The 11,728-nt window shown below is 35.7% G+C and carries 12 protein-coding genes; 10 read left to right on the top strand and 2 right to left on the bottom strand.

Annotation, left to right across the window (positions count from 1 at the left end; all coding sequences use genetic code 11):
• Nucleotides 1-5 precede the first annotated feature (5 nt).
• The 3 genes from KQI49_RS06900 (at nt 6) to uvrC (ending at nt 3,355) form a co-directional block, all read left to right on the top strand.
• On the top strand, nt 6-980 hold the full coding sequence (locus KQI49_RS06900; RefSeq protein WP_216487630.1) for an electron transfer flavoprotein subunit alpha/FixB family protein: 975 nt from the start codon (nt 6-8) through the stop codon (nt 978-980).
• Nucleotides 981-1,115: 135 nt separating this feature from the next.
• Nucleotides 1,116-1,430, top strand: coding sequence for a thioredoxin (trxA, locus tag KQI49_RS06895; protein WP_216487629.1), 315 nt, complete (start codon nt 1,116-1,118; stop codon nt 1,428-1,430).
• A 131-nt stretch (nt 1,431-1,561) separates the two neighbouring features.
• Complete coding sequence (uvrC, locus tag KQI49_RS06890; protein WP_216487628.1) at nt 1,562-3,355, top strand: excinuclease ABC subunit UvrC; 1,794 nt, start codon at nt 1,562-1,564, stop codon at nt 3,353-3,355.
• 72 nt (nt 3,356-3,427) lie between these two features.
• Here uvrC and KQI49_RS06885 read toward each other — a convergent pair whose 3' ends face one another.
• Nucleotides 3,428-3,865 (bottom strand): DUF2507 domain-containing protein, encoded by a 438-nt coding sequence (locus tag KQI49_RS06885; protein ID WP_253286703.1) that lies wholly within the window; start codon nt 3,863-3,865, stop codon nt 3,428-3,430.
• 1,084 nt (nt 3,866-4,949) lie between these two features.
• Between KQI49_RS06885 and KQI49_RS06880 the strand changes: the two genes are divergently transcribed.
• The 4 genes from KQI49_RS06880 (at nt 4,950) to KQI49_RS06865 (ending at nt 8,661) form a co-directional block, all read left to right on the top strand.
• Nucleotides 4,950-5,573, top strand: coding sequence for a succinate dehydrogenase cytochrome b558 subunit (locus KQI49_RS06880; RefSeq protein ID WP_216487626.1), 624 nt, complete (start codon nt 4,950-4,952; stop codon nt 5,571-5,573).
• Between the two features lie 31 nt (nt 5,574-5,604).
• Nucleotides 5,605-7,368 carry a succinate dehydrogenase flavoprotein subunit gene (gene sdhA / locus KQI49_RS06875; RefSeq protein ID WP_216487625.1) on the top strand — a complete coding sequence of 588 codons (1,764 nt, stop codon included), beginning with the start codon at nt 5,605-5,607 and terminating at the stop codon, nt 7,366-7,368.
• Nucleotides 7,369-7,370: 2 nt separating this feature from the next.
• The gene (gene sdhB / locus KQI49_RS06870; RefSeq protein WP_216487624.1) at nt 7,371-8,135 is read left to right on the top strand and encodes a succinate dehydrogenase iron-sulfur subunit; all 765 of its coding nucleotides are present in this window, start codon (nt 7,371-7,373) and stop codon (nt 8,133-8,135) included.
• Nucleotides 8,136-8,211: 76 nt separating this feature from the next.
• Complete coding sequence (locus tag KQI49_RS06865; protein ID WP_216487623.1) at nt 8,212-8,661, top strand: acyl-CoA thioesterase; 450 nt, start codon at nt 8,212-8,214, stop codon at nt 8,659-8,661.
• Between the two features lie 54 nt (nt 8,662-8,715).
• On the opposite strand, the gene KQI49_RS06860 is transcribed toward KQI49_RS06865, so the two are convergent.
• Nucleotides 8,716-8,940, bottom strand: coding sequence for a helix-turn-helix domain-containing protein (locus KQI49_RS06860; protein ID WP_216487622.1), 225 nt, complete (start codon nt 8,938-8,940; stop codon nt 8,716-8,718).
• 217 nt (nt 8,941-9,157) lie between these two features.
• On the opposite strand from KQI49_RS06860, the gene KQI49_RS06855 reads away from it, so the two are divergent.
• The 3 genes from KQI49_RS06855 (at nt 9,158) to KQI49_RS06845 (ending at nt 11,658) form a co-directional block, all read left to right on the top strand.
• Nucleotides 9,158-9,610 (top strand): MarR family winged helix-turn-helix transcriptional regulator, encoded by a 453-nt coding sequence (locus KQI49_RS06855; protein WP_216487621.1) that lies wholly within the window; start codon nt 9,158-9,160, stop codon nt 9,608-9,610.
• 21 nt (nt 9,611-9,631) lie between these two features.
• Complete coding sequence (gene racE, locus KQI49_RS06850; protein WP_216487620.1) at nt 9,632-10,447, top strand: glutamate racemase; 816 nt, start codon at nt 9,632-9,634, stop codon at nt 10,445-10,447.
• 131 nt (nt 10,448-10,578) lie between these two features.
• Nucleotides 10,579-11,658: a GerMN domain-containing protein gene (locus tag KQI49_RS06845; protein ID WP_216487619.1), complete on the top strand. Its 1,080-nt coding sequence runs from the start codon at nt 10,579-10,581 to the stop codon at nt 11,656-11,658.
• The last annotated feature ends 70 nt before the right edge of the window (nt 11,659-11,728 follow it).

The following is an 11,728-nucleotide window of genomic DNA, read 5'->3' as shown; positions in this document are numbered from 1 at the left end:
ACGTCATGAGTGATAAAATATTAGTCATTGGGGAAGCAAAAGATGGAGAGTTACGTAACGTATCATTTGAAGCGATTAATGCTGCAAAGCAGCTAAATTCTGAAGGAGAAATTGTTGCTGTTTTATTAGGTGACGAAGATTTAGAAAACCAAGCGAACGACATGATTCAATACGGTGCAGACCGGGCTGTTGTTGTACAACACGAAAATTTGAAATCGTATACATCAGAGGGATATGGGCAAGCGGTAATGGCAATAATTGATGAAGAGTCTCCCAACGCTATTGTTGCAGGGCACACGTCAATTGGAAAAGATTTAACACCGAAACTTGCCAGTAAATTAGAGTCTGGCTTAGTGTCTGACGTAGTTGATATTGAAAATGAGGGGAATCAAATTGTCTTTACAAGACCGATTTATTCAGGTAAAGCATTTGAGAAAAAGATAGTTTCGGATGGGTTTACTTTTATTACTATTCGACCTAATAATATTCCTGCTTTAGATAAAGATGAATCACGTTCAGGTGATGTACAAACTAAGGAAATGGACATTACTGATATTAGAACGGTAATAAAAGATGTTATCCGAAAAACATCTGAAGGGGTAGATATGTCTGAAGCAAATGTAGTCATCGCTGGAGGACGCGGTGTCAGAAGTGCTGAAGGATTTGAACCTCTTTATGAGTTGGCTGATGTGTTAGGTGGTGCGGTAGGTGCGTCACGTGGTGCTTGTGACGCTGAATATTGTGATTACTCATTACAAATTGGTCAAACTGGAAAAGTTATCACACCAGATTTATATATTGCAGTTGGGATTTCAGGAGCTATTCAGCATCTAGCTGGGATGTCCAACTCAAAGGTCATTGTAGCAATTAACAAAGATCCAGAAGCTAATATTTTTAATATTGCAGACTATGGTATTGTTGGTGACTTATTTGATGTTGTTCCAAAATTAATTGAAGAGATTAAAAAAGTGAAGGAATAAGTATAGTAAAGGCCTAATCATGTTTGATTAGGTCTTTTGTATAAACTTATATCCTATAAGCAAACTGTTAGTAACCCGATTATATAAATGGTATACTCAATTTGAGTAAAAATGTTTGTGTAAGGAGGAAAGCAAATGGCAATATTAAACGTAACAGATCAAAACTTTACAACTGAAACATCAGAAGGTTTAGTTTTAGCAGACTTCTGGGCACCTTGGTGTGGACCTTGTAAAATGATTGCTCCTGTCCTTGAAGAAATTGACGGTGAGTTAAGTGATAAAGTAAAGATTGTAAAATTAGATGTAGACGAAAACCAAGAAACAGCTGGAAAATTTGGTGTTATGAGTATACCAACATTATTACTCTTCAAAGATGGCGAAGTGGTTGATCAAGTTGTAGGATTCCAGCCTAAGGAAGCACTTGTTGATTTAATTAACAAGCATGCCTAATTAAATTTTTCAAATTAGTTATATGTCTAAACACAAATCATAATCCCTTGTTTCTTTATGGAGCAGGGGATTATCTTTGTTATAATATTGCTAGAGTAGATTATTTAAACAGCAAAAGGGATGTAATAATAGTGAATAAAATAATTAAAGAAAAGTTAGCCATTCTCCCTGCGAAACCTGGTTGCTATTTAATGAAAGACAGACAAGGAACAATTATTTATGTAGGAAAATCAAAACTTTTAAAGAATAGAGTACGATCTTACTTTACAGGAGCACACGATCAAAAGACACAGCGTTTGGTACAAGAAATTGAAGATTTTGAGTACATTATTACCTCATCTGAGATTGAAGCGCTGATTTTAGAGATGAATCTAATTAAACAATATGACCCTAAATACAATGTGATGTTAAAGGATGATAAGTCTTACCCATACTTAAAAATAACAAATGAAAGACATCCACGATTACTTATCACAAGAGAGGTTAAAAAAGATAAAGGAAAGTATTTTGGGCCTTATCCAAACGTTATTGCAGCAAGAGAAACTAAAAAGTTGCTTGATAGAATGTATCCACTTAGAAAATGTAAGAACCCATCAGGACGCCCCTGTCTTTATTATCATATGGGGCAATGCCTTGCTTGTAGTGAAACACCTCCATCTAAAGAAGCATATAAGGAAATCGTTCAAAACATGACATCTTTTTTACAAGGTGGCTATCAAGATATTAAGAAAGATTTAACGAATAAAATGTTAGAAGCAAGTGATCAATTAAACTTCGAAAGAGCTCAAGAACTAAGAGATCAAATTCAACATATGGAAATTATTATGGAACAACAAAAGATGACACTGAATGATCGAATTGATCGTGACATATTTGGCTTTAGCTATGATAAAGGCTGGATGTGTATCCAGGTGTTTTTTGTGCGACAAGGAAAACTTATAGAGAGAGATGTCTCCATTTTTCCATTTTATGGTGAAGCAGAGGAAGCGTTTATTACATTTATTGGTCGATTTTACTTACATGAAAACCACCTTAAACCAAAACAAATATTTGTCCCAATCGGAACAGATGTAGAGTTGCTTCAAGAATTGCTTGAAGTGGATGTCCATACACCTTTTAGAGGACGTAAAAAAGAACTTGTCGAATTAGCTATGAAAAATGCGAAAGCATCACTGGAAGATAAGTTTTCTCTTATTGAACGAGATGAAGAACGTACCGTTATCGCAATGGAGAAGTTAGGAGAATCATTGAATATCATGACACCGCACCGAATCGAGGCCTTTGATAACTCTAATATTCAAGGGACTGATCCAGTGTCTGCCATGGTTGTATTTATTGATGGAAGTGCTAATAAAAAGGAATATAGGAAATATAAAATTAGAGATGTTGATGGTCCCGATGACTATGCAACAATGCAAGAAGTTGTTCGCAGGCGATATACAAGAGTGTTAAAAGAAAATCTACCATTACCTGATTTAATTATTGTTGATGGAGGGAAGGGACAGATGAGTGCAGCACTTGATGTACTTGAAAATGAGCTTGGTTTAGACATTCCATTATGTGGCCTGGTTAAGGACGATAAACATAAAACAAGTGAGCTATTATATGGAGAACCACCAGAAGTCATTCCGTTAGGTAGAAATTCTCAAGAGTTTTATCTTGTCCAGAGAATACAAGATGAAGTACATCGTTTTGCGATAACCTTCCATCGCCAATTACGGGGTAAAAGCGTCTTTCAGTCTGAACTTGATAAAATTCCAGGCGTAGGAGAAAAAAGACGTCTATTATTACTACGGCATTTCAAATCTATCGATGAAATTAGGCGATCTTCAATTTCCGATATAACTAGGCTTGGAATACCAAAGAATATTGCTAATGCAATCATCGAGCAATTAAACAAACAAAGTGAGGGTACAATAGAATAGTTAACGTACCCTTTAATGTTCGTTCAACTTCACTAGGGTATACACTTACCCTATACTAAATAAATTGATAAATTATTTAGCTGTATACATAATTTTAAATTGAACTTGATGGATTTTAGGATTAATTTCTTCAATACATTCACATTCAATGTCATGAATCAGTTGGATTGATTCAGATAAAAAGCCGGCTTCCAATCGAAATTCAGTTTCAATGGGAGCCTTAAGTCTATGTACAACAGAATCTGCAAGAAGAGTAAAAGTGAGCAACTTTTTCTTTTCTTTAACAAGCTCCAACTTTCCCCAACCCATTTTTTCAAAAAAATAAGTAACGTCATCGATTGAATTAAGTTCAAAATGTCTAGCTAAGTTCTTTCCCATAAAGTATAAAAGCTCTGATGCTTCTTCGCCTAATAAATCATGGAGCCCGATATAACGAAGAACATCGTAGCCAGCACCAGGGGTATTTAATTTATCAAGAAGTGATATAGATAGTAATTTCTGATTTGCCAACGTTGTCATCCTTTGCAAAAAAATAAAAAGTATTTTAATAAAATATAATAGGTTAGTAGATTAAACCTTATGTTTTCGTCAACCTCTAATTTATCTCATTATAGCATGCAGAGATTTTCTTTTCATATCTTTTTTTAGATTAATGATTAGTTCTATAAGAATAGCATATCTATGGTGGCTTTTCAGTGAAAGTCATTTGACATCCGCTAAAATTTTAAAGGTTCTTAAATATATAGTATACTTAATGGCTTAACTTTCGCTGAATAAATTTAATATATAATCTTGGGCTCATGGAATACAGATAAAAATACAAACACCAGTTGACGTTTTAGTGAAATGATCCTAAAAAACTGGATTATTAAGCCTAGAAAACCTTTATTACTGCGCATAAGATATATGATGCGCAGTAAGGTCTTTTTAGGGGCAGTTTTAAATTCAGAAATATAGTTAATTAACTGCTAAACCATCGTTCCGACAGAATACTTCGCTTTCCACGGCCAGGAAGAATTGGGGTTCATTCTTCCCACTTCAGCCTCCTCAGAAGCATAGAACGCTTCTTTCGGGGTCTTCAGACACGTGGGACTGCACTATTGTTCGCCCCATCGAAAACCATTTGCTGCTCCCGTAGGAGTCTGCGTATTCTGTCTACGCTAAATTGATATTTCATCATTGGCGGATAGTTTTATACTAATTATCACTTTTTTAAAACTCTTCATATAAAAAGAAAATTATCTCTAGCGAAGCGTATTTCCGCAGCGATGGTTTAACTCGTACTTTACTCAGACAATTTTGTCGCATCATATGTATTTTGTGTATAAACAGCTTTTTAGAAAAAGCTCCACTTAAATGTATTGTCAGAAAGTTGATTAGATGAACTATAGGTTTAATCCCGTTAACTGTTAGAGTTTATTCTATAATGAAATATAAATTATTAAATACCCACACTATATTTCATACAAAAATAACGACATTTTATAAAAAGATTCGCCTTTCCTTGACGGTTATTAGAGTTAGAAGTACAATAAATATGTTATAAAATTTTATGCCAAAGAAGTATAAAACATCAGATTAAGGGGGGTAACAGATGGCAGAGCGTCAAGAGTTTTTTAATAGGAGATTGCATTCACTTTTAGGGGTAGTTCCAATTGGAATATTTTTGATTCAACACTTAGTGGTGAATCATTTTGCTGTGTATGGAGAAGGAAGCTTTAATAAAGCTGCTGGATTTATGGAAGATTTACCATTTAGATTAGTATTGGAAACAGTAGTTATCTATTTACCTATTCTTTTCCATGCTATATTAGGAGTATATATCGCAATCTGGATTCCAAAAAATAACGTTGGTCATTATTCATTTTTACGAAACTGGCTCTTTTATATACAACGTTTCACTGGAATCATAACATTAATTTTCATCGCATGGCATGTGTGGCAGACGCGTGTACAAGTAGCACTAGGTAATGTCGATGTTAATTATCAACTTATGCAAGATATTCTATCAAGTACTGGGATGTTCTGGTTCTATATGATTGGTGTTATATCAACAACATTCCACTTTGCTAATGGACTATGGGGTTTCTCAGTAACATGGGGAATTACTCAATCACCAAAATCTCAAAAGATTCTTACATATGTAACGTTAGTTGTCTTTTTAGCGATTAGCTATATTGGTGTAAGAACATTAATTCAATTCGCGTATGGCGTATAAAGCAATAAACAATTTAGGGAGTGAGTAAACAATGAGTAATCGAAAAGTCGCTGTTGTTGGCGGAGGTCTTGCCGGACTTATGGCAACGATTAAAGCTGCAGAAGCGGGAGTTAGCGTAGACTTATTTTCTATCGTTCCAGTAAAACGCTCTCACTCTGTATGTGCCCAAGGTGGAATCAATGGTGCCGTTAACACAAAAGGTGAAGGAGATTCACCGATGATTCACTTTGATGATACTGTTTACGGTGGAGATTTTCTAGCGAATCAACCACCTGTCAAAAAAATGTGTGAAGCAGCGCCAAGTATTATACATATGCTTGATCGTATGGGTGTTATGTTTAACCGTACACCTGAAGGATTACTTGATTTCAGACGATTTGGTGGGACTCAACACCATAGAACGGCATATGCAGGTGCAACAACAGGTCAACAGTTATTATATGCTTTAGATGAGCAAGTTCGTCGCTTTGAAGTTGAAGGACTTGTTACAAAATATGAAAATTGGGAATTTGTAGGAGCGATTATAGACGATGAAGGCGTCGGTAAGGGAATCGTTGCTCAAGATATCAAGACACATGAAATCAAATCATTCCCATCAGATGCTACGATTATTGCCACAGGCGGACCTGGTATTATTTTCGGGAAGTCAACAAACTCCATCATTAATACAGGATCTGCGGCAAGTATTTTATATCAACAGGGAGCTAAATATGCGAATGGGGAATTTATTCAAATTCATCCGACTGCTATCCCAGGAGACGACAAGCTCCGCTTGATGAGTGAATCAGCTCGTGGTGAAGGTGGACGAGTATGGACTTATAAAGACGGCGAGCCATGGTATTTCTTAGAGGAAAAATATCCTGCGTACGGTAACTTAGTCCCAAGGGATATTGCTACTCGTGAAATTTTTGATGTTTGTGTTAATCAAAAGCTCGGTATTAATGGTGAAAATATGGTTTATCTCGACCTCTCTCATAAAGATCCTAAAGAGCTTGATGTTAAGCTTGGTGGTATTATTGAAATTTATGAAAAGTTTGTCGGAGAAGACCCTCGCAAAGTACCAATGAAAATATTCCCTGCTGTTCATTATTCAATGGGTGGACTTTGGGTTGATTATGATCAGATGACATCGATTCCTGGTATTTTCGCTGCCGGAGAATGTGATTATTCACAGCATGGTGGTAACCGCTTAGGGGCTAACTCATTATTATCTGCAATATATGGGGGGAGCCTAGCTGGTCCAAAAGCTATCGAATATACCGAAGGACTTGAAACCCATGTAGAGGATCTTCCTTCATCATTATTTGAAAAAGCGGAAGAAGAAGAGCGGGCAAAGTTTGAAGAGTTGATGAAAATGAACGGCGGTGAAAACGCTTATCAAATTCACCAAGAACTTGGTGAGTGGATGACTGATAATGTCACTGTTGTGCGTGAAAATGAAAAACTTTTGCAAACAGATGAAAAAATCACAGAACTTCTAAAGCGTTGGAATAATATTAGTATCAATGATACATCTCGTTGGAGTAACCAGGGAGTTATGTTTACAAGACAATTGAAAAACATGCTTCACTTGGCTCGAGTTATTACAATCGGTGCTTATAATAGAAATGAGAGCCGTGGAGCTCACTTCAAACCAGAGTTTCCTGATCGAAATGACGATGAATGGTTAAAAACAACCATTGCCACTTTTGATAAAGAAAAAGAAGAACCTGTCTTCACGTATGAGGATGTAGATGTGTCACTTATTAGACCTCGTAAACGTGATTACACTAAAAAAAGCGAAGGGAGTAAGTAATTATGGCTGAAGATAAAACTGTAACTTTTATCATTACACGTCAAGATAGCCCTGATGGTACTCCTTATGAAGAAACATTTAATATACCTTATCGTAAAAATATGAATGTGATTTCCGGTTTAATGGAAATACAGAAAAATCCAGTTAATGCTAACGGAGAACAAACAACACCTGTTCATTGGGAAATGAATTGTCTAGAAGAAGTGTGTGGTGCTTGTTCTATGGTCATTAATGGAACTGCTAGACAGTCATGTGCCACCCTTATTGATGAATTGGAGCAACCGATTCGTTTAGCGCCTATGTCTACTTTTCCGATTGTTCGTGATTTAATTGTTGATCGTGAGCAAATGTTTGATGCTTTAAAACAAGTGAAAGCCTGGATTCCTATTGATGGAACACATGATTTAGGACCTGGCCCACGTATGCCTGAGAAAAAACGTCAGTGGGCATATGAACTATCCAAATGCATGACTTGTGGAGTGTGTTTAGAGGCTTGTCCAAACGTTAATGACAAATCAGATTTCATTGGACCTGCAGCACTTTCACAAGCTAGGCTATTTAATGCACATCCTACTGGAGAAATGAACAAGAGTGAGAGATTAGAAGGATTGATGGAAGATGGCGGGATTACTGGATGTGGTAACGCTCAAAACTGTGTACAAGTTTGTCCAAAAGGTATTCCTTTGACAACATCAATAGCAGCCATGAATCGTGCTACTAATATTCAAGCATTTAAAAACTTTTTTGGTAGCGACAACGCCCATTAATTTTCACTAATCAAATAAAGTACAGAGCCCTTACCTGATTTAGGTAAGGGCCTTTATGTATTAGAGGAGCTGACAAATGAGTAAAATTCCATATATTAATAATATAGAAGAATGGCGATCAGATTTTAAATTTTCAATACCTATTAATATTCGTTTTTCTGAGACAGATATGTTTGGCCATGTTAATAATGTATCCCCTTTCATCTATTTCGAGGAAGGTCGGATTGAATTTATGAAATCAGTGGGGCTTTTCGGTAATCTATCAAACGATCAAAATGATGTTATTCCCATTGTTGCAGATTTACAATGTGATTATCATAAACAAATGTATTTTAATGATGAAATTAATTTATTTATTAAAGTGAATGAAATAGGAAATTCATCCTTCGATATGCATTATATGGCTTTAGACAAAAATAAGGAGATTTGTTTAACAGGTAGAGGTCGAATTGTATCCATTAGCCCGGCAAATGGAAAACCTGTTCCATTAAGTGACAAAATGAAACAGAAGATACTTGAAGCATAGCAATCAACCGGTCATTAATTTAAAAATCGACTTCCAATTAAGGAAGTCGATTTTTTAAACTTCTAATTCACCCATGCGGATAAGCTCAACTACTGCTTGAGAACGCCCTTTGACACCTAATTTTTGCATAGCATTTGAAATATGATTTCGTACAGTTTTTTCTGATATAAATAATTCCTGGGCAATGTCTTTTGTCGTTTTATCTTGTACTAAGAGTTCAAATACTTCTCTCTCGCGCTTTGTTAATAGTTGCTTAGGTTTATGGTCGTAGTTCTTCAAATATTAACCCTCCTTGCTGTCATAGGGCTACAGAACGAGGGAAATTTATTTAGTCAATATAGTTTATGAAATATCATTTAATTGGTGCATCACAAAAGCACATAATAATAAATTGGGTGTATTCCTACAATTCATTGAAGTAATATAATAAAGGAAAACTTTTTAGCTTTGTGATAAACTATCCCTATATTGAACGATTATTTAAGGGGGATACCAATTGGAAAATGAAATAAGGAGAGAATCAATTGCTGAATTAGAGAAAAGACTTCGTCACATATCGGGAGCAATTAAGCAGAATGGACGTAAAATATTAAATAACTATCCAATCACATCCCCACAATTTATAGCATTACAATGGTTGATTGAAGAGGGAAATTTGACTATCGGAGAACTATCCCAAAAAAATGGACTCGCTTTTAGTACAACGACTGATTTAGTCGATCGGATGGAAAAAAATAATCTTGTTAAAAGAATTAAAGATGAAAATGATCGCAGAGTAGTCCGGATTCACGTGCTGAATAAAGGGAGAAATATTATAAAAGAAGTCATACATAAACGACAAGATTTTCTTGGAGACGTATTAGAAAATTTTTCACCAAGTCAAGTTGGTGAATTGAGTGAATTACTAAAAAACTTACAAAAGCAAATGAAAATCATCAACGATAAATAACACCATAAAGAGGCGATTGAATTGAATCAAGCAATAGGAGTAATTGATTCTGGGGTTGGTGGCTTGACTGTTGCCAGTGAATTAATGAGACAATTACCGAAAGAACAACTGATTTATTTAGGAGATACGCTAAGATGTCCCTATGGACCAAGATCCGAAATGGAAATAAGAAAATTCACATGGGAGATGGTGAATTTTTTGCTTGAAAAGCAAATTAAAATACTTGTTGTGGCATGCAATACAGCAACAGCTTATACATTAAGTGAACTTCATGAAGAATTGGATATCCCCGTTATAGGTGTGATTCAACCCGGGGCACGTGCGGCAATTAACGTGACAGAAAACAACCAAGTCGGTATTATCGGAACAGAAGCTACGATTAAAAGTGAAGCTTATTCTAGGGCTCTTAATACGATAAAAGAGGATATTAAATCTATATCTCATGCTTGTCCTTCGCTTGTTCCTTTGGTAGAAAAAGGAATATTAAAAGGAGATGTAGCTTATAATGTCGTTGGAAAAAGTTTAGAATCAATTAATGACAAGAAGTTAGGTCTTGATACTTTAATTTTAGGGTGTACTCATTATCCATTATTAAAGCAAGTTATCCAGGATGTTTTAGGGCATGATATAAAAATTATATCTTCCAGTGAAGAAACAGCACGAGAAACCAGTACCGTTCTTGAAATGAATGATTTGTTGAATAAAGAAGAAGGAATTCCTACTCATTTAATTTATACTACTGGTGAATTAGATAACTTTAAACATTTAATGAATGATGTTTTTAAACATCACTTGGGAGATATTAAAAACATAAAAATTGAAAAAGCAGTATTATAATGGCTGGAATACCTTAAGGTATTCCAGCTTTAATATTGATGAATTTTTTTGGTTCTTTAAGAAAGATTGGTCTAAATTTCAAAATGGGCTCGTATATATAGGTAGTACAAACCATCGTAGGAGGGAGTAACATGAAATTTCGAGGATCATTACTGGTTGCTTTGACCATTTGTCTTTCTGTTATATTATCGGGATGTTTTAAGGGAGAGCAATCTATGGAGGAGATGGATCCGCCCCAAGATACAGAAGCAGTGGAGCAGCTGGAAGAATCGTCTGAGGATAATGGCGATGAAACAGCTGATGAAAATGAAGAAGGTGGAGTAACTGAAGAAACTTTAGCAAGAGAGCTATACTTAATTGATGTCAATGGAATGGTAGCCTCTCAAACATTAGAACTACCTGCACCAGAATCAGGAGAAGTTGCAAAGCAAGCTTTAGAACACTTGGTAGCGGAGGGCCCTGTTACATCGCTGTTACCAAATGGCTTTAGTGCCGTTCTACCTCAAGGAACAGAAGTACTAGGTTTAGATTTACAGGAAGACGGTACGGTAGTTGTAGATTTTTCTGAGGAATTCACGAACTATAATGAGGAAGATGAAGTTAAAGTGCTAGAATCGATTACACATACACTTACAGAATTCGAAAACGTGGATAAAGTGAAACTCATGGTTAATGGGGAGCCACAAAACGAAATGCCTGTAGGTGGGACACCAATCTCAGGAGGCTATTCAAAGGCTAATGGAATAAACTTGATTGATTCGGATACGCCTGATTTAATAAATAGTCAAGCTGTCACTATGTATTATCCGGCAGAACATAATGAAACAAGATACTATGTACCTTTGACGAAACATATATTAGCTGAGGAAGAAAATATTTACCAAGAAATTGTACAAACACTAATTGATGGGCCTGGCTATAATACAAATGTGTTGCAGGTATTTAATCCAGAATCCATGCTTGTGGATGATCCAGAATTAGATAACGGAGTCTTAAAATTAGTGTTTAACGAAGGTGTGCTAAAAGATTCCGACCAAGCTGTACTTTCAGATGAAGTTATGGAGACGCTCGTTCGCACCTTATCAGAACAGGGAGCTGTTGAAGCAGTCGATATACAAGTGGAAAATGTTGATGAGTTAGTCAATGAGAATGGGGAAGTTTATAACGAGCCTGTAACAAAGGAAACATTTTTACCGAAAGAAAAGATGTAGAAAATCATTAGATTTAATAAACTGAATTAATCAGAGGATATTATGTTCAGCATTTGAACAGAATATCCTC

The organism is Virgibacillus sp. MSJ-26, assembly GCF_018918075.1.
GTDB lineage: Bacteria > Bacillota > Bacilli > Bacillales > Amphibacillaceae > MSJ-26.
The sequence above is the reverse complement of the archived record's forward strand: the minus strand, read 5'-3'. Positions and strand labels throughout refer to the sequence as shown.

Bases quoted from the DNA above. Each gene is read 5' to 3' on its own strand.
- KQI49_RS06900 (WP_216487630.1), top strand. From the start codon at position 6: ATGAGTGATAAAATATTAGTCATTGGGGAAGCAAAAGATGGAGAGTTA.
- trxA (WP_216487629.1), top strand. From the start codon at position 1,116: ATGGCAATATTAAACGTAACAGATCAAAACTTTACAACTGAAACATCA.
- KQI49_RS06880 (WP_216487626.1), top strand. From the start codon at position 4,950: ATGGCAGAGCGTCAAGAGTTTTTTAATAGGAGATTGCATTCACTTTTA.
- sdhA (WP_216487625.1), top strand. From the start codon at position 5,605: ATGAGTAATCGAAAAGTCGCTGTTGTTGGCGGAGGTCTTGCCGGACTT.
- sdhB (WP_216487624.1), top strand. From the start codon at position 7,371: ATGGCTGAAGATAAAACTGTAACTTTTATCATTACACGTCAAGATAGC.
- KQI49_RS06865 (WP_216487623.1), top strand. From the start codon at position 8,212: ATGAGTAAAATTCCATATATTAATAATATAGAAGAATGGCGATCAGAT.
- KQI49_RS06845 (WP_216487619.1), top strand. From the start codon at position 10,579: ATGAAATTTCGAGGATCATTACTGGTTGCTTTGACCATTTGTCTTTCT.